The organism is Cohnella candidum (assembly GCF_003713065.1).
Classification (GTDB): Bacteria; Bacillota; Bacilli; order Paenibacillales; family Paenibacillaceae; genus Cohnella; species Cohnella candidum.
Genome location: NZ_CP033433.1, coordinates 484,922 through 506,406 on the forward strand (window position 1 = coordinate 484,922; position 21,485 = coordinate 506,406).

The 21,485-nt window shown below is 57.6% G+C and carries 15 protein-coding genes; 14 read left to right on the forward strand and 1 reads right to left on the reverse strand.

Annotated elements, in window-relative coordinates:
* Positions 1 to 8 precede the first annotated feature (8 nt).
* Entirely contained in the window at positions 9 to 1,157 is a 1,149-nt protein-coding gene (gene dgoD / locus EAV92_RS02305) for a galactonate dehydratase (protein WP_123039577.1), read from the forward strand.
* Positions 1,158 to 1,226: 69 nt separating this feature from the next.
* Here dgoD and EAV92_RS02310 read toward each other — a convergent pair whose 3' ends face one another.
* A complete protein-coding gene (locus tag EAV92_RS02310) occupies positions 1,227 to 1,970 on the reverse strand; it encodes an MBL fold metallo-hydrolase (RefSeq protein WP_123039578.1) in 744 nt (247 codons plus the stop codon).
* Positions 1,971 to 2,448: 478 nt separating this feature from the next.
* On the opposite strand from EAV92_RS02310, the gene EAV92_RS02315 reads away from it, so the two are divergent.
* The 13 genes from EAV92_RS02315 (at position 2,449) to EAV92_RS02375 (ending at position 21,483) form a co-directional block, all read left to right on the forward strand.
* A complete protein-coding gene (locus EAV92_RS02315) occupies positions 2,449 to 3,399 on the forward strand; it encodes an ArsR/SmtB family transcription factor (RefSeq protein ID WP_123039579.1) in 951 nt (316 codons plus the stop codon).
* 181 nt (positions 3,400 to 3,580) lie between these two features.
* On the forward strand, positions 3,581 to 4,939 hold the full coding sequence (locus EAV92_RS02320) for an ABC transporter substrate-binding protein (protein ID WP_123039580.1): 1,359 nt from the start codon (positions 3,581 to 3,583) through the stop codon (positions 4,937 to 4,939).
* An 82-nt stretch (positions 4,940 to 5,021) separates the two neighbouring features.
* Entirely contained in the window at positions 5,022 to 5,912 is an 891-nt protein-coding gene (locus tag EAV92_RS02325) for a carbohydrate ABC transporter permease (RefSeq protein ID WP_123039581.1), read from the forward strand.
* Positions 5,912 to 6,718, forward strand: coding sequence for a carbohydrate ABC transporter permease (locus EAV92_RS02330; protein ID WP_123039582.1), 807 nt, complete (start codon positions 5,912 to 5,914; stop codon positions 6,716 to 6,718). Before EAV92_RS02325 ends, EAV92_RS02330 begins: the two co-directional genes overlap by 1 nt.
* Entirely contained in the window at positions 6,715 to 7,779 is a 1,065-nt protein-coding gene (locus EAV92_RS02335) for an acyltransferase family protein (protein WP_123039583.1), read from the forward strand. Before EAV92_RS02330 ends, EAV92_RS02335 begins: the two co-directional genes overlap by 4 nt.
* A gap of 22 nt (positions 7,780 to 7,801) precedes the next feature.
* Entirely contained in the window at positions 7,802 to 9,559 is a 1,758-nt protein-coding gene (locus tag EAV92_RS02340; RefSeq protein ID WP_123039584.1) for a glycoside hydrolase family 2 protein, read from the forward strand.
* A 67-nt stretch (positions 9,560 to 9,626) separates the two neighbouring features.
* On the forward strand, positions 9,627 to 12,077 hold the full coding sequence (locus tag EAV92_RS02345) for a family 43 glycosylhydrolase (RefSeq protein ID WP_123039585.1): 2,451 nt from the start codon (positions 9,627 to 9,629) through the stop codon (positions 12,075 to 12,077).
* 39 nt (positions 12,078 to 12,116) lie between these two features.
* Positions 12,117 to 14,189 (forward strand): methyl-accepting chemotaxis protein, encoded by a 2,073-nt coding sequence (locus EAV92_RS02350; protein ID WP_123039586.1) that lies wholly within the window; start codon positions 12,117 to 12,119, stop codon positions 14,187 to 14,189.
* 74 nt (positions 14,190 to 14,263) lie between these two features.
* A complete protein-coding gene (locus EAV92_RS02355; protein WP_123039587.1) occupies positions 14,264 to 15,610 on the forward strand; it encodes a family 43 glycosylhydrolase in 1,347 nt (448 codons plus the stop codon).
* Between the two features lie 19 nt (positions 15,611 to 15,629).
* Positions 15,630 to 17,387 carry a glycoside hydrolase family 2 protein gene (locus tag EAV92_RS02360; protein WP_123039588.1) on the forward strand — a complete coding sequence of 586 codons (1,758 nt, stop codon included), beginning with the start codon at positions 15,630 to 15,632 and terminating at the stop codon, positions 17,385 to 17,387.
* 101 nt (positions 17,388 to 17,488) lie between these two features.
* A complete protein-coding gene (locus EAV92_RS02365) occupies positions 17,489 to 19,642 on the forward strand; it encodes a 3-keto-alpha-glucoside-1,2-lyase-like domain-containing protein (protein ID WP_123039589.1) in 2,154 nt (717 codons plus the stop codon).
* Positions 19,643 to 19,729: 87 nt separating this feature from the next.
* A complete protein-coding gene (locus tag EAV92_RS02370; protein ID WP_123039590.1) occupies positions 19,730 to 20,689 on the forward strand; it encodes a glycoside hydrolase family 43 protein in 960 nt (319 codons plus the stop codon).
* On the forward strand, positions 20,686 to 21,483 hold the full coding sequence (locus EAV92_RS02375; RefSeq protein ID WP_164472608.1) for an ABC transporter permease: 798 nt from the start codon (positions 20,686 to 20,688) through the stop codon (positions 21,481 to 21,483). The genes EAV92_RS02370 and EAV92_RS02375 overlap by 4 nt, the downstream gene beginning before the upstream one ends.
* Positions 21,484 to 21,485: the final 2 nt, after the last annotated feature.

Genomic DNA, 21,485 nt, shown 5'->3' on the forward strand with positions numbered 1-21,485 from the left:
AATCGCGCATGAAAGTGACGAAAATGGAACTGTTTACGGTGCCGCCCAGGTGGTTGTTCTTGAAAATCGAAACGGATGACGGCATCGTGGGCTGGGGGGAACCGGTCGTTGAAGGAAAAGCCGACACGGTCAGGGCCGCCGTCGAGGAGATGGCCGATTACGTGGTCGGCCAAGACCCGATGAAGATCGAGGATCTGTTCCAGGTGCTTTACCGGGCCGGCTTTTACCGCGGAGGTCCCATCCTGTCGAGCGCCATCTCGGGCATCGAACAGGCACTGTGGGACATCAAGGGAAAGTACTTTGGCGCACCTATTTACGAATTGCTCGGCGGCGCCTGCCGGGACAAAACGCGGGTGTACTCATGGATCGGGGGGGACCGCCCGAGCGACGTCGGCCTGGCGGCCAAGCGTCAGGTCGAAGCCGGCTTTACCGCGGTGAAAATGAACGCGACCGAGGAGCTCCATTATATCGATTCCAACGGTAAGCTGGATGCGGCGATCGCGCGCATCGCGGCCGTGCGCGACGCTGTCGGGAAAGACGTCGGGATCGGCATCGACTTCCACGGCCGCGTCCACAAATCGATGGCGAAAATTCTCGCCAAGGAGCTGGAGCCGTTTAGGCCCATGTTCATTGAAGAGCCCGTCCTTCCGGAAAACAACGAAGCGCTCAGGGAGATCGCAAGGCACACGTCATGTCCGATCGCGACGGGGGAACGAATGTATACACGCTGGGGGTTCAAGGAGCTGTTGTCGCAGGGCATGGTGGATATTATCCAACCGGACGTGTCCCATGCCGGCGGGATTCTCGAAACCCGCAAAATCGCGGCCATGGCCGAAGCTTTCGACGTGGCCGTGGCTCCTCATTGCCCGCTTGGGCCGATCGCCTTGGCGGCATGCCTCCAAATGGACGCGTGCACGCCCAATGCTTTCATTCAGGAGCAAAGCCTGGGCATCCATTATAATCAGGGGAGCGATTTATTGGATTACTTGAAGGATCCGCTCGTTTTCCGTTATCGGGACGGATTCGTGGACAATTTGACGGGACCCGGGCTCGGAATCGAAATCGATGAGGACAAAGTGCGCGAAATGGCTGCGATCGGGCATCGGTGGAGGAATCCTGTCTGGCGTCAGGAAGACGGGACGGTAGCAGAGTGGTAAGGGGAGATGCCGCGATGAGCGGCATCTCCCCCTTACCATCTCCGGCAGTCCGCCGTTAAGATATGGACGCTATGCATTCAAGGCGTTGATATCGTGGTTGGCATTTTCTCGGTAAAAACCGCCGTGGTAACAGATGAGGCGCTGAATGTCGAATTCCTCGAACCGTTTGAGGGAACGCAATGCCTGATCCGGATCGGAGCATAGATGGGGGGCGGGGGGCGCAAGCTTTCCGCCTTCGATCGTTAGCGCGTCGCAAGCGATCAGGGTGCGGCTCGGCAAATGATAGAAACTGAGATGTCCGGGGGTGTGTCCGGGAGTCTCGATGACGACGATCCCTCCGCCGAAGGGCAGCGTGGTTCCGCCGGCAAGGAGCCGGTCTACGCGTCCCTTCGGCGGATTTTCGAGCGTTCTGCGAAATGCCGTTTTCCACTCCTCTGGAACGTTCGGCGGCATGGCGGCGACCGCCTGGGAGATGGCTTCGTCCGTGATTTTGAGGAGCCTCTTTTCTCCTTGGATGTAGGGCTGTTCAAGCGGATGAGCCGACACTTCGAGATCCGGCTGTTCTTCCAGCAGGGCGGGGAGCGAACCGATATGATCGATATCCTGGTGGCTGATGAGCACTTTCGTGAGTTCCTCCAGCCGTTTGCCGGCTTCAGAGGCGGCTGCACGGATCAGGGGAAGCTGGCCGGGATAACCGGTATCGATAAGCACGGCATCCTTCTCGTCCCAGATGAGGACCGGGTACACCGTTTCCGTTCTCCCCATCATCGCGGCTTCGATTTTCAACATTTCGATTCCATGTTCCTTCTGCATGAGGATACCTCCTTCAATTGACGGGCACTTGATCCGTCATGATCCCGAGGACATCTTAGCAAAGGGAAGATTCCGTGTAAATAAGTAAATAAATTATCATAACATAAAAATAAATTTTTGTCAAGGAACAACCAATCCCCACTCCAACGGGAGTTTCTCCCTCTACAGCAGGCCAATCCCGCCGAAGCCCCACTCCAACGGGAGTTTCTCCCTCTACAGCAGGCCAATCCCGCCGATACCACACTCCAACGGGAGTTTCTCCCTCTACAGCAGCCAATCCCGGCGAAGCCCCACTCCAACGGGAGTTTCTCCCTCTACGTGTGTAACATTCTCACAAAGAAATTAAGATGAAATGATCATCGTTGGATTTATAACAAAACGAAAACTATGATTTATTTCAAAAATATTGATTTAATTCAATTCTGAATGTAAAATCGTTGTAAGAAACAAACATTCGAGAAGAAAGGCGGTTTGGAACGTGCTCGAGCTTAACTTCAATGAACCCGACAAACTCGTGACGGTGGCGCATGCCCTCTCGACGCGGGCCCGAATCGACATTCTCCGATTGCTGAGCAACCGAAACCTGAATGTCGTCGAAATCGCGGAGACGCTGAAGCTGCCCGTATCGACGGTCGCGAACAATATCAAAGTTCTGGAGGCCGCCAAGCTGATCAACACGGAGCTGCTGCCGGCTTCCCGGGGTGCCATGAAAGTCTGTACCCGGAACTATGACGACATTCACATCGCTTGCAATCTGGAGAAAGCCGTGCCGAAGGGCGCTTTGCGCGTTTACGAAATGGAGATGCCGATCGGCCACTACAGCGATTGCGAGGTTCATCCGACGTGCGGAATGGCCAACTCGGACGGCATGATCGTTCGCGAGGACGAGCCTGCGAGCTTCTATCACCCGAAGCATATCGGCGCCCAAATCATTTGGTTCCGCAAGGGTTACGTCGAATATTTGCTGCCGCTGGAAGTGCCTCAAGGTGCGCGCATCGATTCGCTGGAATTGTCTCTGGAAATGTGCTCGGAAGCTCCGAACTACGACAATAACTGGCCTTCCGACATTACGCTCTGGCTCAACGGCGTCGAAATCGGGACTTGGACGAGCCCCGGCGATTTCGGAGACCGAAGGGGAAAACTCAATCCTTCCTGGTGGCTGGATTGGACGACCCAATACGGTTTGCTGAAGACTTGGCGGATCGACAGGGAGCGGACGACGCTGGACATGGTGAAGGTGTCGGACATCGTCATCGACGATCTCAAGCTCATGTACCGCCCCAATATCCGGCTGCGGATCGGCGTGAAACCGGACGCCGTGCACCAGGGGGGCGTTAATCTGTTCGGCCGGCAATTCGGTGACTACGAGCAGGACATCATGATGAAGGTTCACTATTCTCTCGAGGATGTTGGAACAAACGACCTTTAATTACAAAATTCCTGTAATTAAAGGTTTTTATTTTTTGTTTTATTACAAAGTTTTTAAATGAAACCGTTGACAACTTTTGTTATAGGCATTAAGATAGGCTCATAGGTACAAACAATATGTAATAAAACAACTAAAGTGTTTTGTACCTAAAAATCCATTTTATTCCTAAGGGGAGGCAAACATGAAAAAAAGTTTTGGATTGGTCTTGGCGTTGCTGTTCTCGATTTCCCTGTTGCTGAGCGCGTGCGGCGGCAGCAAAAACGAAAGCAGTTCTTCGCCTTCGGCATCTCCGAGCGACTCTTCCGCTCCCGCGTCTTCCGCGGCCGCTTCTGAAAGCGCTGCACCGTCCGGCGACAGCGGCCAAAAAGTAACCCTGTCTTTCTGGACCTTGTTCGACGGCGGCGACGGCGCGAACATGCAAGCTCTGATCGACGAATTCAACAAAACGCACCCGAACATCGAAGTCAAAAACACGAAGCTCGTATGGGGCGAGTACTATACGAAGCTGATCACGGCCGTCGGCAACGGCAACGGCCCGGACATCGGCATTTCCCACACGTCCCGCCTGCCTGACCTGATCGATCAAGGCGTCGCGACGGAAGTGGACGATGCCGCTCAAGCTGCGCAAGTCGACTGGAATTCCTTTAACCAGAACCTGCTGAACGCTACCGTCGTAGACGGCAAGCATTACGCCGTTCCGATCGATACGCATCCGTTCATCATGTACTACAACAAGAAGCTGCTGACCGACGCCGGCGTGCTCGGCGCAGACGGCAAACCGGTCATCGAGCCGGGAGCGGACGGTTTCGTCAAATTCTTGACCACGATTCATGAAAAACTGCCGAAAATCACGCCGTTCGCGCTGTCCAACACGAATGACGACCCTTACCGTCTCTGGTGGGCGCTGTATCACCAACTGGGCGCCAATGACGTCATCTCCCAAGACGGCACGAAGGCTCAAGTAGACGCAGACAAAGGCGCGAAAGCTGCGCAATACATTCAAGACCTGTACACCAAAGGCCTCATCAAGAAGAACGACCCCGACTTCTACAAGAACTTCCAGAGCGGTACGGCTGCCGTCATGATGACGGGCGTATGGGCGACGGGTACTTGGGAATCGACGAAAGGTCTCGACTTCGGCGCTATGCCGATCCCGCAAATTTACGACCAACCGGCTACGTGGGGCGACTCCCATACGATCATCCTGCCGGCGACGAAAGACAACGACCCGGCGAAACGCCAAGCTGCGATTACCTTCGCGAACTGGGTAGCGGACAACGGCCAAATCTGGGCGAAAGCGGGCCATATCCCGTCGAAGCCGTCCGTATTGGAGAAGCCGGAATTTAAGGCTTTGCCATACCGCAGTGACTATGTCGCAGTAGCCGATACGGTTAAGTTCATGAGCCATTCCACGAAATCCTGGCAAATCCGCGACCTGGCGCTCTTCAAGTACCTGAACGAAGTTTGGGCGAACAAAATGGCGCCGGCGGACGCGATGGGCAAAATTTCCACGGAAATCGATAAAGTACTGAAAGAATAGGTTCCGACCTTCAAACGGTTTCGACAAGCTTGCGGCCCCGTGCCGCAAGCTTGTCGACCAAATAGGGAAGAGGTGAGGCGCAATGAGAATGAACAAACTGAGAGCGGACGTGCAGGCGTTGCTATTCCTGCTTCCATTCTTAGTGATTTATGGTTTGTATACGATTTGGCCGATGATCAAAGGGGTCGAAATGACGTTCTACAAGTGGACCCTGATTCGAAAGATGAAATACATCGGCTGGGACAACTACACGAAGATGTTCCACGACCAAGAAGTTTGGGCAGCCATTTGGCACTCCACGATATTCGTTCTGATCACGACACCGACCATGATCGTGCTCGCGATCGTACTCGCGTTAATCGCCAATCGAAAATCGCGTCTGCAGAAGTTTTACCGCAGCGTCTTCTTCCTGCCGAGCGTGCTTTCCGTTGCGGTCGCTTCCTATCTCGGACTTTTCATATTCCAGCCCTATATGGGTTTCGTCAACTCGCTGCTGCATCTCATCGGCCTTCTTCCGTCCGGCACCGAGCTTTTTTGGTTGACGGAACTGAACCTGTCCTGGGTCGCGTTGTCCGTAATCACCTTGTGGTGGACGGTCGGATTTAACTTCATTCTCTACTTGTCCGCCATGCAGGATATCCCGGATGAGATTTACGAAGCGGCTCGCTTGGACGGCGCCAGCGACCGGCACGTGTTCTGGAAAATCACGCTGCCTTATTTGAATCCGATCACGAAAACGATCACGATGCTGCAGATCATCGCTTCCTTCAAGGTGTTCCTGCAGATTTACATTATTACGGGCGGCGGACCGCTCGACAAGACGCGGCCGATCATCCAATTGATCTACACGACGGGCTTCCGCAAAAACGACCTGGGATACGCCGCGACGATGTCTTACGTGGTGTTCGTCATTCTGCTCGTCCTGTCGGCCATTCAGTACTGGATGAACAACCGGAAAGGGGCGCAAGCGTAATGAAATGGTTTTATCGCATCATTTCCATCCTCGCGGCTTTTTTCTTCGTCGCCCCGATCGTCTGGATGCTCGTCGTTTCCATTAAAGAAGAAGGCATGAAAATCATCACGTTGGTTGACTGGTTTACGCCGCCTTATTCCTTCGCGGTTTATCACCAGATTCTGATGGGCACCAAGCTCACCAACTGGATCGGCAACAGCTTCCTCGTCGCGATCTGCGTGACGTTGTTGACCGTGACTTTCGCGGCGATGGCGGGATTCGCGTTATCGAAAATCCCGTTCCGTTACCGCGCGCTCATGTTTTTCGTCGTGCTCGCGGGCCTGCTGATCCCAGGCGAAGCGATCATCATTCCGTTGTACCAAGTCGCCAAAGACCAGTCGCTGCTGAACAGCTATCAAGGCTTGATCATTCCGGTACTGGCTTCGCCGGTCGCCGTCATCGTGCTCAAAAGCTTCTTCGACGGCGTGCCGAACGATCTGATCGAAAGCGTTCAGATCGACGGCGGCGGCACCTGGCGGATTTTCATGAACATCATGCTGCCGCTGACCCGTCCGGCGCTCGCTTCCATGGCGATCCTGACGTTCATCGGGTCCTGGAACAACTTCCTGTGGCCGTTCCTTTCCGTGACGGACGACAACCTGTTCACGCTTCCAATGGGAATCCCGACCTTGATGAGCTCTTACTCGGAGGACTACGTGAAACCGATGGTCGTCAACACGATTTCCTCCTTGCCGATCATCCTGCTGTTCCTCATCTTCGAACGGCAAATCGTCAAAGGCGTCAGCCTGTCGGGGATTAAAGGGTGAGCAAGGCTGCCGCGCCCGCGAGGAAGCGGGAGAGGGCCATCGACCTCTTCAAAGGCTTGCTCGTGCTCGGTATGGTGTATTGCCATACGCTTCAGTTTTTCAGCGATCAGCAGATCTACCCGAACGGCCAAATATGGATCGATTTGATCAACCTGATCACGTTTTCCGGGTTCGTGTTCAGCTTCGGCTACGTCTCCCAATTGGCCTACTATAACAAGCCGTTCCGCGAATCCGCGCCGCGCATGCTGATGACCGCGTTGAAGACGCTCGTCGCGTTTTACGTTTCCGGCACGGCCTACCGGCTGTTCATCGACGGCAGGCTGCTGGAGTGGAACAACATCAAGCCGATACTGCTGCTTCAGGACATGCCCGGCTGGTCGGAATTTCTGGCCTCGTTCACGTATTTGATGGTCGTTGGGCTCGTCCTGTTCGTGCCTCTGAAATGGCTGGCCGAACGCAAATGGCTCGGCTTCGCGGTTGCCGGCCTGCTGCTGCTGACGACGTTCATCCCCTACGGTTCCATTCACGCGATGAAGCTGGGGCCGCTGATCGGGACGCGGGATTTCGCCTCGTTCCCCGTCGTGCAATATTTTCCGTACTATTTAATCGGCATGCTGTTCGCGCGATACCGCATCGTGTGGGATTGGCGCGTTCTCGCAGGCGCGGTGCTGGCTTCGGCGGCCTTCCTGTGGAAGTGGCTGTCGTCGGAAGGGCATCCGCTGCCGGAACGTTTTCCGCCGTCCGTCTGGTGGATCGTCGGACCCGCGCTGCTGTTATACGGCTATTATTTGCTGGCCCGCCTGATGGAGCGTTACCCTAAACCTTTCATGATTTTTGAAGCGATGGGACGTAACGTCCTGTGGTATCTCGTGATGAGCAACGTACTCATTTTCGCGCTTAAAAACAACCAGCAGCCCAACAACTTCATGGTCAGCGCATCGGATGGTTTCTGGATGGCCCTCGTTTTCCTGGCTGTCGTCTCGTTCAGCGTCTGGATCGTGACCAAGCCGCCGAAATCGAAACCTGCTGAAACCAAACCATCTATGTCTACCCCATCGTAAGAGCAAAAGGAGCAGGAGAGAGATGACTGAGCTACAGAGAAGATCAGAGTATCCGCGGCCGCAATTCGTACGCGGCCAATGGATGAATCTGAACGGCGAATGGGATTTCGAATTCGACGACGGCAACGTCGGAGAACGCGAAGGCTGGAACGAAGGCAGCCGCCCGTTCTCGAAGAAGATCCAAGTGCCGTTCTGCTATCAAAGCGAATTGAGCGGCATTGCCGACACGTCGTTCCATGACGTGGTCTGGTATCGCCGCACGTTAGCGGTTCCTGCCGAGTACAAGGGTAAACGGCTGCACCTGCACTTCGGCGCCGTCGATTATGAAGCCACCGTATGGGTGAACGGCAAACGCGTGGCCGCGCACGAAGGCGGGCACACGCCGTTCCACGCGGACATCACCGACGTGCTGACGGACGGGGAAAACGTGATCGTCGTAAGAGCGGTGGACTACAGCAAAGACGTCACGCTTCCCCGGGGCAAGCAGTTCTGGGAAGAGAAGTCCGCCGGCATTTTCTATACGCGGACGACCGGCATTTGGCAAAGCGTCTGGCTGGAGCCCGTCGCGGAAACGCACGTGCGCCGCGTTCGCCTGACGCCCGACATCGATCGAAACGAACTGAAGCTGCAAGCGTTTTTCGGCGGATTGCCGGCGGGGGCGGAAGTTTCGATGCGGGCGACGATCACGTTCCAGGGAATGCCGGTCACCGAGGATACGTTCAAGGTGACGAATGAAACGGAATCCCGGACGATCGGCATCCATGATTTTAACGACCATGGTTTGGGACGCTGGTGGAGCCCGGAGAAGCCGAACCTGTACGATCTGCAGCTTACGCTGCTCGTGGACGGGCAAGAAACGGACAACGTCAGCAGCTATTTCGGGATGCGGAAGATTTCCATCGAAGACGGCGTCGTGCTGCTCAATAACCGTCCTTATTATATGAAGCTCGTTTTGGACCAAGGGTACTTCCCTGCGGGCTTGCTGACCGCGCCGAGCGACGAGGATTTGCGCCGCGACGTCGAGCTCACGAAGGAAATGGGCTTCAACGGCGCCCGCAAGCATCAGAAAATCGAAGATCCCCGCTACCTGTACTGGGCGGATCGGCTCGGTTTGCTCGTGTGGGGCGAGATGGCGAACGCCTATCACTTCTCCGAGACGTACGTGGGCCGCGTGACCCGGGAATGGCTGCAGGCCGTTGAACGGGATTACAATCACCCGTGCATCGTGGCTTGGGTGCCGATCAACGAAAGCTGGGGCGTCACCAACATTCTCGTGGACCAGCAGCAGCAGCAGCACGCATTGGCCATGTATCACATGACCAAATCGCTGGACATGACCCGTCCCGTCATCTCGAACGACGGCTGGGAGCTCGTCAAGACGGACCTGGTGACCATCCACGATTACGAATGGCGCCGCGAGGTGTTGACGGAGCGTTATTCCGAGGTCGATAAAGCGTTGTCCGCGCGTCCGGGCAACCGCTGGATTCTCGTGCCCGGGTTCCCGTACGAAGGCCAGCCGCTCCTCATGACCGAATTCGGCGGCATCTCGTTCAAGAAGAGCGATTGGGAAGGCTGGGGATATTCCGGCGCAGCCAATGAAGAGGACTATACGAAACGGCTTGAGGACGTCATCGTCCCGATGCTGAAATCGCCGGTCATTCAAGGCTTTTGCTACACGCAGCTGACCGACGTCGAGCAGGAAATCAACGGGCTCCTGACGTACGACCGCCAGCCCAAAATCCCGCTGGAAACGATCCGCCGGATCGTCGAAGGCCGGTAACGAAGCGAAGGAAACGACGGACGTCTCTATCGGACCCTCCGTCGTTTTTGCTAAGGAGTGCTCTGTCATGAGTAGAAAAAGCGGGGCCGGCATGCTGCTCCTCCTCGCCGGTCTCCTCGCGGCGGGCTGCACCCCGCAGACCGAGGATGCGCCGAAACTGCCGGCCCGCACCTACACCAACCCGATCTCCCTTCCGGATGAGTGGGGGGAATACGGGCTGGGTGATCCGTTCGTGTTTTCCTATAACGGCTACTATTATCTCTACGTCAGCACGAGGGACACCGACGCCGGCGTGAAAGTGTGGCGCTCGGCGGATTTGGCGGATTGGAAATACGAAGGGCTCTGCACGGAAGATCCGCTCACGACGGGGGCTTACGCCCCGGAAGTACGCTACTGGAACGGAAAGTTCTATATGTACACGTCTCCGGCGGGGCAAGGCCATTACGTGCTGGAAAGCGGCAGCCCGACCGGACCTTTCAGGGTCGCGACCGGCAACTTCGGGCGGACGATCGACGGTTCGACGTTCGTGGACGACGACGGGCAGTGGTACTTCTACTACGCTGGACCGAATGGCATACAAGCGGCCCCGATGAGCGATCCGCTGACGGTCGCTCCCGAAGAGGATCAGACCGGAGCTTACATGGGCGGATGGACGGAAGGGCCGACCGTATTCAAGCGGAACGGCAAGTATTACATGACGTATACCGGCAACCACGTCTTCAGCGCCGGATACAGGGTGGATGCCGCGGTCAGCGATTCTCCGCTGCAAGGCTTCGGAGGTTTCGAAGACAATCCGGTCCTGCTGCGTTCGGACGGAGCGACGGTCGGTTTGGGCCATAACTCCGTTGTGACCGGACCCGATCTGGATACCCAGTACATGATCTATCACAACCTTGAAGGCCATGGGGTCGTCGGACCGCTCCGGCATATGAACATGGACCGGATCGTCTGGAACGGGGACGGGTTTCGGGTTTGGGGTCCGACATCGGACGCTCAGCCGGCGCCCGAGCTGCCGGCTTTCGCCGATCGGTTCGAACGGAATGACCTCGGCAAGGATTGGAAGACGGCCGGAGATGGCAGTTGGAGCGTTAACGCGAAGGACGGACTAAGCGTGGACGCGGCGGGCAAGGAAGGCCGCTCGATGCTGCTTGCGAAGACGGAAACACCGTCGGCTTACACGGCGGAATTCCATGTTCGGCTGGACGGAGGAGCAGGGAAAGCCGGCGCCGTGTTCTCCTACGAGAACGACAAGAACTACGGCATCGCGATGCTCGATGCGCAATCCGGGCAATTGACCGCGGAAGTACGCGAAGGCGGTAAGGTCGCGGTGACCGGGTCGGCCAAGCTGCCGGGTGACCTCGACATCAGCCAGCTGCAGACGCTTCGCTTGGAAGTGAGCGGCAAGACGGTCCGCATCTACGTTGAGGGGATGCATCTGCTTGACCTGGCGCTCAAGGATGCCGCGGGCGCAGGGAAGATCGGCTATGCGGCGGAGAGCGCTAAAGCCCGGTTCGGCTACGTCGCCTTCAGCGGAAGCGTCGGCGGCAGCGGCGTTCGGCATGCCTATGCGCCGTTGCCGGGATTCGTGAACGCGGCGGACGACGAAGCCGGCGAGGCCTTGAAGCTCGGCATCGCGCAGGCCGGTGAGGAAGGCGCCGTCGTGAAGAATTTTGGAGCGTGCAAGAAGCTCTCTTATCTCGTCAGCGTCCCGAAGAGCGGGACCTACAACTTCCATTTTCGGGTCGCGCCCGGGTCGGATGGCGTGAAATTCCGCCTGAAGGACGGGGATACCGAAGTGATCCCGGCAATTGAAGTGCCTGCCGGTAAAACCGGCGAATGGGTAACGGTATCCGCGGTCGGTATGAAATTAGAAGCCGGCTATCAACGGCTGACGCTCGAAGTCGACAAGGGCTCGATGGATTTCGCGAAGATGGAGACCGCGGCTTATGCCCCGGTTACCGCCGTGAAGGATGACTTCGAGGACAAGAACGATTTCGGTTGGACGCGTTACGAAGGCGGTTGGTCCGTGAAACAAGGCCAGCTTCGCGCCTCGTCGCTGCAACCCGCGAAGACGGTAATCGGCGACTACGGTTGGACCGATTATTCCGTGGAAGCGGACCTCACCGTGCCGGAGGACGGCGGGCAAACCGGACTGCTCGTCCGGGTCGCCAATCCGGCGAACGGCATGGATCAGAATCAGAACCGCGACGATTTCCTGCAGGGCTACTTCGTCTACGTGGACGCGAAGGGCATCCATCTCGTCAAACACGATTACGACACGGTTCCGCTGGCGGATGCTGCATTCGCGACGCCGAAGCCCGGCGAGATGGTGCATCTGAAGGTCCTGGCTGAGGGCAGCCGGCTCACGGTCTATGCCGGGGACGGCGGCAAACCGGTTCTCGAGTATGAGGACAAGAGCGGGCGCGCGTTCCTGCAGGGCAAAGCCGGATTGAAATCGGTCGGCACCGCGTCGAGGTTCGACAAGGTGCGGATTGAACCCGCGGGAGGCAAGCCTTAACGAAACCGGCTTCTAACTTTGAGGAGGAAATTCGATTCCATGTGGACCCGAGCAGGCAGGTTCAAAGGAAATCCGCTGAAATCCGTCGGCATGAAGCTGTTCCTCGTTTTCTTCGTCAGCATTACGGCCTTCGTCGCCGTGCTGGGAACAGCTTCGTACCAGACGTCCAAAAAAATGCTTCAAAACAAGGTGACGGACGCGTCCCTGCAGACGATCGTGCAGACCGGCTCCAAGCTGGACTTGTTTTTCGCCCAACTGAATAGCCTGGCCAAGCAAATTTCGGGGGACAGCGAAATCGCCGACGCTCTGCTCGCCTACGACAAGTCGGAAGCCGGCTCGGATTCTTCGCTGGATGCGGTAGACGCGGTGCAACGTAAAACGTCGCTCATTTTGTCGGACGGCGATCTGATCTATGCTTGGGGCATTTACGAGACCGACGGGACGGAAATCACCGGCTCCTCCACGAGGGGGGCGGCGACGGACGCCGAATGGTTGAAGAAAACGGCGGAAGCCGACGGGGATGCGGCGTGGTTTCAAACGGCCAAGGAAGGCTACCTGAACAAAGGCGGCAATTCGGCGTTCGCGGTCGGCATGCTGCTGAAAAGCGCCAGTGAAGGCGCGAAGCCGAAAGTGCTCGGCATCGAGTTCAAGATGGCGAAGCTCGAAGCGCTGATGAACGACGTGAATCTGGGAGCGGGCAGCCAAAAGTACGTCGTATCCGCGGACGACCATATGGTGTATACGGTGAATCCGGAACAGCTCGCGGACCCGTCGCCGGTCCGCACGGGAGGCGGCAGCGACGCGAAAACGTTGGATGCCGCCGTGGCAGGCACGGACAGCCTGGTCGTGGTCTCGCCCATCCAATCGACGGGTTGGTACGCCGTCGGAACGCTGCCCAAGAAGGAGCTTTACAAAGAAACGAAATCGATCCTGAACATGACCCTGCTCATGGTTGCAGCCGCGATCGCGGTTGCGCTCGGCACCGGGTATGCGGTTGTCCGGATGATCGGAACGCCGCTGCGCTCGCTGGCGCAAATGATGAAACAAGGAGCGAACGGCGACCTGTCCATCCGCGCGAAGATGCGGCGTTCGGACGAAATCGGTGAACTCGCCGACAACTTTAACGCGATGATCGGCAATCTGAGCGAGCTCGTGAACCGTGCGAAGTCCTCCGCCGACCAAGTTCGGGTCACGTCGCAGGACTTGTCCGAGGCGTCCCGGCGCACCGCGCTGGCCGCCAAGGAAATCGCCGTCGCGACGGAGGAAATCGCGAGCGGCGCCACGAGCTTATCGATGGAAGCCGAGCGCGGCATTGAAGTGGTGGAGCGGATCGGCAGCCAGATGCGGAACATGAGGGCGGCCAGCGACGAGATGGGCCGCAACGCGGCGGACGTCCGTGCGGCGGGCGAGCAGGGCGCCGAATACATGAAGGACCTGCTGGACAAGACGCAGGTTACGGAGGATTTGACCCGCTCTATGGCGGAGAATGTCCGCCTGCTGAAGGAAAGCGCGTCCTCCATCCGCAAAATCCTTGAAGTGCTGGAAAGCATGACGAAGCAGACGAACATCCTGTCGCTTAACGCCGCGATTGAAGCGTCAAGAGCAGGCGCCGCGGGCAAAGGCTTCATGGTCGTCGCGGACGAAATCCGCAAGCTGGCCGATCAATCGCGGCAATCGATCGACGTGGTCGGGCAGATTACCGACCGGATCCACGGCGAGATCGACGCGGTCGTCGGCAGCCTGGCTGCGGCCTATCCCGTCTTTGAAGCGCAGACGGCTTCGGTCAAACGCGCGGACGAAATTTTCGCGCGGGTCGGGGAACGCATGGACGGCTTCGCGGACCGGGTGGCTCTCGTGCTGGAGGCGGTTCGAGAACTCGAAGCCACACAGGGAATCCTGAGCGACGCGATGGGCAGCGTCACCGCCGTCGCCCAGCAATCTTCGGCCACGACGGAGCAGGTCGCTTCCCTGAGCTCGGAGCAGTCGGGCATCGGCGAAGGGTTGGTCGGCCTGTCCGGGAAATTGGACCGGTTGTCGGCGGAGCTTCACGACTCTCTCGGCAAATTCGTGTCCGCGGAAGGCGGCGACAATGAAGGGGGATTGGCTTCGTGAAGCGTCGGCGATCTTGGTTGCTATTGACGCTCAGCGTTCTGACGGTCTCTGCTTTGTGGTTGGGAGGATGCAGTATGAAAGACGGCAAGAAGACCGGGGAGGCAACCTTCTATAACCCGATCATGAAAAGTGGGGCGGATCCATGGGTGGTCCGGAAGGATGGCTATTATTACTACATGCATACCGTCGGCAATGCGATCCAACTGTGGAAATCGAATTCGCTGACGGATCTCGCGGCGGCGGAAACGGCGACCGTGTGGCAGCCATCCGGCGGAGGACCGGCTTCGTCGGACATCTGGGCGCCGGAGCTCCATTGGATCCAGGGCAAATGGTACATCTATTTCGCGGCGGACGACGGCAGCAACGAAACCCATCGGATGTACGTGCTGCAATCCGAAACCGACGACGCGCTCGGCGCCTACAAAGAAATGGGCCAGATCACCGACCCGACCGACAAATGGGCGATCGACGGCACCGTGCTGACCAAGAAAGACGGCTCGCTGTACTTCGTCTGGTCCGGCTGGGAAGGCGACGAAAACGTCACCCAAAAGCTTTACATCGCGCCGATGAGCAACCCGTATACGATCAGCGGGAACCGGGTCGAAATTTCGAAACCGGAATTGGCGTGGGAAACGATCGGGCAGCCGACGGTCAACGAAGGGCCGGAGGTGCTGGTTTCCGACAAGAAAATCAACATCGTTTATTCGGCCAGCGGAAGCTGGACGGACGACTACACGCTTGGATTGCTGTCGGCCGATCCGGACAGCAACCTGCTGGATCCGGCTTCGTGGAAGAAGCACCCCGAGCCGGCATTCGCCAAAACGGACGACGTATTCGGTCCGGGCCACGCCTCGTTCGTGAAATCGCCGGACGGCAAAGAGGATTGGATCGTCTACCATGCGGCCAAGACGGCAGGCGCCGGCTGGGACCGGAACGTGCGCATCCAGCCGTTCCAATGGAACGACGACGGCACGCCGAACTTCGGCAAGCCGGTTTCGACCCGGACGGCGCTGGCCTTGCCTTCCGGCGAGAACGGCCGCGTGCGGCTGGAAGCGGAAGAAGCGAAGCTGGAAGGCCTGCTGGTGAAGGATCGCGAGGACGCCTCCGGAGGCAAAACGGTCGGCAGCGATAAGGACGGCGCCCGCTCGGCCACCTTCAACATCGAAGTCGAAAAGGACGGCTTGTACACGCTCGCGCTGCGTTATTTGAATGAAGGCGCGGTCGTGGAGCAGCTCACGGTGACGGTGAACGGCAAACTCAAAGTCGACGTTTCGCTGGACGCCGGTTTCAACGGCGAATGGTCGAACGATTACATTCCGGTTCCCCTTAAGAAGGGAAGCAATGAAGTGAAATTCAGCGGCGGGGATTCCTGGCTTTCGCTCGACGCGATCGACGTGCTGCCCCCGCAAACCAAACCATAATAGGACAGGTGAAGCCAAAATGGCACTGAGCATGTACCGCAAAGATTATCCGAGACCCCAATTCGTACGCCAGGACTGGCTCAATCTGAACGGCCAATGGGACTTCCGTTTCGACGACGCGAATGAAGGCGAAGCCCTGCAGTGGTTTTCCAACTTCCAAGGGGACCGCAAAATCGAAGTTCCGTTCGTCTATGAAACCAAAGCCAGCGGCATCGGCGAAGAGACCTTCCACCCTTACGTCTGGTATCACCGCACGTTCGAAATTCCGGCTGAGCAGCAGGGCAAACGGATCGTACTCCATTTTCAAGCCGTGGACTATGTGGCGAAAGTGTGGGTGAACGGCACTTACGTCGGCCGGCACGAAGGCGGGTATTCCGCGTTTTCGTTCGACGTCACTCCTTACCTGCTGAAGGATGCGGCGAACAGCGTCGTCGTGAAGGTCGAGGACAGCGACAGCGTCACGCAGCCGCGGGGCAAACAGCGCTGGAGGAAAGAAAACTTCGGCTGCTGGTACGTGCAGACGACCGGGATTTGGCAGACGGTGTGGCTGGAATACGTGGAGAGCAGCCATGTCTCTTCCGTCAAAATTACGCCGGATCTAGACGCCAACGCCGTACGCTTTGATTACCGCGTGGCGGGCGACGCGGCGGGACAGCCGCTGCGCCTGACGACGAAAATTTCGATGGACGGCTTACCGGTCAAGGAAACGAGCATCGGCGTCGACCGTTCTACGACCTCGGCCACCGTCGAGCTGATCAGCGAGACGAGGGAATGGCGGGTAGAACAGTGGAGCCCGCAGAGCCCGAAATTGTATGAAGTAGAGTTCGTCCTGACCGAAGGGGACCGCGTCGTCGACCGCGTTCAATCGTACTTCGGCATGCGCAAAGTGTCGATCCACAAGGGCAAAGTGCTGCTGAACAACCAATCGATTTACCAGCGCCTTATCCTCGATCAAGGCTATTGGCCCGACAGCCATCTGACGCCGCCATCGGAGGAAGCCATTCTCAAGGACATCGACGCGATCCTGGCGATGGGATACAACGGCGTGCGCAAACACCAGAAAATCGAAGACGCGCGTTTCCTCTATTGGTGCGACGTGAAGGGCGTGCTGGTATGGTCCGAGGCGGCAGCGACGTACGAATTCAACGACGAAGCCGTCGACCGCTTCACCCGCGAATGGCTGGAGATCGTACAGCAGCAGTACAACCATCCTTGCATCGTGACTTGGGTGCCGTTTAACGAGTCGTGGGGCATCGGCAACGTGTACGCGGACGTCAAGCAGCAACAGTTCACGGAAGCGATCTACCATTTGACCAAATCTTTCGACCCGTACCGTCCTGTCGTCGTCAACGACGGCTGGGAGCATACGGTTTCGGATATCCTCACACTGCACGATTACGAAGAAGCCGGCGAAGCTTTATTCAAGCGCTACACGAACAAGGACGCGATCACGAACAACGAAATCGCGTTCAACAACTGGAAGTACGCGTTCGCGCAGGGTTACGAATACCGGGGACAGCCGATCATCGTCAGCGAATTCGGGGGCATCGCTTTCCAGACCGACAAGGGATGGGGCTACGGCAACCAGGTCGATTCGGACGAAGCGTTCATCGCGCGGTTCCGCAGCATTACGCAGGCGATCAAAGACCTCGATTATGTTTGCGGCTACTGCTACACGCAAGTGTCCGATGTCCAGCAGGAAGTGAACGGCCTTCTCACGGAAAACCGCGAGCCGAAGCTTCCGCTTGACATAATCAAAGCGATCAACCTCGCTTAAGGAAAGGAGGCCGGCGAAGGGAAGAGAAGAGAAGAGAAGAGGCACCCGGTCAGGCAGAATACGGTCGTTCGAGCCATAGGACCCTATAGGAGGCAATAGTAATGAAAAAGACGCTCACTCTTTTCATCACGATCCTGCTTGGTTTGGGTTTCGCGACGTCGGTTTTCGCCGAGGGCGGTCCCGCTTCGATCGGAAGCGCGATCACCGTCAACAACATGCCTACCTTCACCGACGCCGGCACCGACGCCCGCGGCTTTTCCCCGGGTACGTTCGGTTCGGAGTACGGCCGGATGCTGAAATTGACCAACGGCAACTGGCTGGCCGTCTACACGATCTACGATAACAACGGATACACGAAAACGGCGAGCGGCGGAACCAAGCTGCAGGTCGCCCGGAGCACGGACAACGCAAGGACGTGGACCGTCATCGCCACGCTGGCGGATCCCGGCAGGGACATGGATAACGGGCAGATGTTCCAGCTTCCGAACGGGGACATCCTGCTCGCCTGCCGCTCCGTCCGGTGGCAGGAGTCGTATCGGCTGGACGTCTACAAAAGCACCAATCTGGGCGCGAACTGGACGTATCTGAGCACGATCGACCAGAACAATGGCGCGCCCGGCAGTTTGGGCAACCCGGACCGCGGCGTCTACGAGCCGCATCTGGGAGTTCTGGGCGACGGACGTCTTGCCGTGTTCTACGCGAACGAGAAGAATGCCTTGGAAAGCCCGGCGTACAGCCAGATCATTTCGGAGAAGATTTCGACCGATAACGGGGCGACTTGGGGCTCCGAGATTTTCGCGGTATGGAATCCCGCCAATTCGGCCTCCCGTCCGGGCATGCCGGTCTGGACCAAAATGAACAACGGCAAGTACATCTTGACATCCGAGGTTTGCGGGACGAACGGCTGCAACATTTACTACAAGATTTCGAACGACGGCTTCACCTGGGCGAGCGGAATCGGCACGCAAGTGCCGAATCAGTCCGGCGCTCCCTACGTGATCTCGCTAAGCGACGGCCGATTGGCGCTGACGTCCAACACGAACCAGCTCTCGTTCAGCAACGATTACGGCGCGACCTGGTACCTCAACGATACGGCGCTGTGGCCCGGCAGCTTCCCGGATTACTATTGGAGCAGCTTGTACCAGACGGGACCCGGAGAGATCGCGGGCATGACGTCGGCGCCCCGCTCCGTGGGCGGGCACAACGTGCAGATGAAGTTCGCTTCCCTCGCGACGTCTTACTTCAACGACTTCGCGGCCGGCAACGATAACGGCTGGACCCGATACGGAGGAACCTGGTCGGCAACGGGCGGCGCGTACACCGTAACGTCGGCGAATGCGGACAAATCGATCGTCACGCCTTATGTCTCGCTCGTGAATTACAGCGTGGAAGCGGACGTGAAGCTGAACAACGCCGGGCAGGGCAGCCTGATTTTCGACGTGACCGGGCCTTCGGTGAACGTGGACGGGTTCGTCGGCTACGGCGCCGGCATCGATTCGAACGGCACGGTGTGGCTCGGCCGATTCAACAACGGCTTCACCTCGCTCGCGAGCGTTCCGATGACGATCGCGACAGGCACGACCTATCATTTGAAGGTCGCGAAAAACAACGGCCGCATGCAGGTCTACGTCAACGGCGTCCTGAAAATCGACTTTACGGACACGACTTACAAGCGGGGGACGATCGGCGTGCGCGGCGGTTTCGGGAACAGCGCCACGTTCGACAACGTCACCGTAACGCCGTTCACTTACTCGAACGATTTCGCGAGCAACGAAGACGGCGGCTGGACGCATTACGGCGGCACCTGGAGCGTGGCTTCCGGGGAATATACCGTCGCTTCCGACGCGGCGATTTCCAAGTCGGTTCTGAACACCCCGGTTACCGGGACGAACTACACGATCGAAGGCAGCATCCGGGTCAACAACAGCGGGCAAGGCAGCCTGATCTGGAACGTCTCTAGTCCGGGCGTCGGCACTGACAGCTTCAAAGGGTACGGAGCCGGCATCGACATGAACGGTACGGTATGGCTGGGCAAATTCAACAACAATTACACCCAGCTGGGCAGCGCGGCGGCGTCCCTTCCCGCGAACACCTGGCATCAAATCAAAATCGTCATCACCGGCTTCCGCATCCAGGTGTACGTGAACAACGTACTGCGGATCGACGTGACGGATTCTTCCTTCAATAACGGTTCTTTCGGCGTCAGAGGCGGCTTCGGCAACAACGTGAGTTTCGACAACTTGAAGGTCTACTGATTTACGTGGGGGTAACCGCTGGGACAGGGTTACCCTCTTTTTAATATATAGAGAGGCAAGCAAAGCAGGATGGGAGGAGAACAACATATGAACAACGCTGCATTCCGCAATCCGATCAAGTCCAAAGGCGCGGATCCTTGGATGTACCGTCATGACGACGGAAACTACTATTTCATGGTGACGGAAAGAGATCGCCTGGAGCTGTACAAGTCCAACTCCATGAGCCGGATCGGACGGGAACGGCCGGTTACCGTCTGGATTCCGCCGCAGGAAGGCCCGGGGAGCCGGGAACTGTGGGCGCCGGAAATCCATCATATCCAGGGCAAGTGGTACATCTATTACACGGCAAGCGACGGGAGCGGGGACGCCTCCCGAAGGATATACGTATTGGAGAATGATAGCGACGATCCGATGTCCGGTGCTTGGAGCTTGAAAGGGGCAGTCAACACGGCCATCGCCGGCTTGGATGGCACGGTGCTGCAGCATGGCGGCGAATTGTATTTCATGTACGCCGGTTACGGGCATTTTCCCGATTACGGTTCGGCGATCTACGCCGCGAAGATGGCGAATCCGTGGACGTTGGAGGGTTCGGAAGCTTTGCTGACGAAGCCGGAGTTCGAGTGGGAGAAGCAAGGGGGCATGGCGATTAACGAAGGGCCCTGCTTCCTCGTCCGGAACGGGAAGGTTTTCCTCATCTATTCGGCCAGTACGACGTGGTCGGATGATTATTCGCTAGGCATGCTTACCGCGGAGGAGGGCAGCGACCTGTTGGATCCGGCGTCATGGACGAAGAATGATCGTCCGGTATTCAAGAAGGCGCCGGAGAACGGCGTGTTCGCGCCGGGGCACAACAGCTTCACCCGTTCTCCCGACGGCACCGAAGATTGGATCGTCTACCACGCGATCCCGGAATCGAACGGAGGCGCGCAAAACCGGCGGACGCATATGCAGAGATTCGGATGGGCGGCGGATGGAACGCCGGATTTCGGCAGTCCGTGGGTACCGGATGTCGATTATCCCGTGCCGTCTGGCGAGGAGGCGCCATGAGAAAATACGCCGCGTGCATCGCGGTCACCTTCAAAAACACGCAGGTTTACCGGATGGACCTGCTGTTCAAAATCCTTGGCTCGTTCCTGCTGGTCGTCGCCATGCGGGAAACGTGGATCGCGATTTACGGAAGCGGTACGGGCATGCCGTCAAACACGGGTGTTTCTTTGCAGGAGATGGCGACTTACGCCATGCTCTCCAGCATGCTCGTCCTGCTGTTCGGACAATCCACGTTGTACGAAATCGCCGACCGCGTGTCGACGGGAGATGTCGTCTTCGAGCTCCAAAAGCCTTGGAACTACCAGTTTTTCTATTTGTGCAAAGAAATCGGCGTCAGCTTGTCGACTCTACTGTATAACGTCGTACCGTTATTCACGGCTTCCTTTCTCTTATTTCGGATGAAACTGCCGACTCTCGGCAACGTCCTTCCGTTCCTGATGAGTTTGCTGTTCGCGGTGGCGCTCGGTTTTACGCTTAATTTTCTGATCGCGATGCTCGCTTTTTCTTTTACGGAAATATGGGGCTTCTGGTTCATGAAGAACACGGTCATCCAATTGTGCTCGGGCTCGTTCATTCCGTTATGGCTGTTCCCGGAGAAGATGCAAGCCGTGCTGCAATGGCTTCCGTTCCAAGGGATGTATTCCATTCCCCTGTCGATCTGGATCGGGAAGGTTTCGGGCGCCGAAGCGTGGGGGGCGGTCGGTTTTCAAGCCGTATGGACGATCGTCCTGCTCGCGGCCGGCCAGTTGGTCCTTGCTACACTGAATCGTCGTCTCGTCACGACCGGAGGTTAAAG

What these genes read in the sequence shown, in the direction of transcription:
- dgoD (WP_123039577.1), top strand. Translation starts at nt 9, where the DNA reads ATGAAAGTGACGAAAATGGAACTGTTTACGGTGCCGCCCAGGTGGTTG.
- EAV92_RS02310 (WP_123039578.1), bottom strand. Translation starts at nt 1,970, where the DNA reads ATGCAGAAGGAACATGGAATCGAAATGTTGAAAATCGAAGCCGCGATG.
- EAV92_RS02320 (WP_123039580.1), top strand. Translation starts at nt 3,581, where the DNA reads ATGAAAAAAAGTTTTGGATTGGTCTTGGCGTTGCTGTTCTCGATTTCC.
- EAV92_RS02325 (WP_123039581.1), top strand. Translation starts at nt 5,022, where the DNA reads ATGAGAATGAACAAACTGAGAGCGGACGTGCAGGCGTTGCTATTCCTG.
- EAV92_RS02330 (WP_123039582.1), top strand. Translation starts at nt 5,912, where the DNA reads ATGAAATGGTTTTATCGCATCATTTCCATCCTCGCGGCTTTTTTCTTC.
- EAV92_RS02340 (WP_123039584.1), top strand. Translation starts at nt 7,802, where the DNA reads ATGACTGAGCTACAGAGAAGATCAGAGTATCCGCGGCCGCAATTCGTA.
- EAV92_RS02345 (WP_123039585.1), top strand. Translation starts at nt 9,627, where the DNA reads ATGAGTAGAAAAAGCGGGGCCGGCATGCTGCTCCTCCTCGCCGGTCTC.
- EAV92_RS02350 (WP_123039586.1), top strand. Translation starts at nt 12,117, where the DNA reads ATGTGGACCCGAGCAGGCAGGTTCAAAGGAAATCCGCTGAAATCCGTC.
- EAV92_RS02355 (WP_123039587.1), top strand. Translation starts at nt 14,264, where the DNA reads ATGAAAGACGGCAAGAAGACCGGGGAGGCAACCTTCTATAACCCGATC.
- EAV92_RS02360 (WP_123039588.1), top strand. Translation starts at nt 15,630, where the DNA reads ATGGCACTGAGCATGTACCGCAAAGATTATCCGAGACCCCAATTCGTA.
- EAV92_RS02365 (WP_123039589.1), top strand. Translation starts at nt 17,489, where the DNA reads ATGAAAAAGACGCTCACTCTTTTCATCACGATCCTGCTTGGTTTGGGT.
- EAV92_RS02370 (WP_123039590.1), top strand. Translation starts at nt 19,730, where the DNA reads ATGAACAACGCTGCATTCCGCAATCCGATCAAGTCCAAAGGCGCGGAT.
- EAV92_RS02375 (WP_164472608.1), top strand. Translation starts at nt 20,686, where the DNA reads ATGAGAAAATACGCCGCGTGCATCGCGGTCACCTTCAAAAACACGCAG.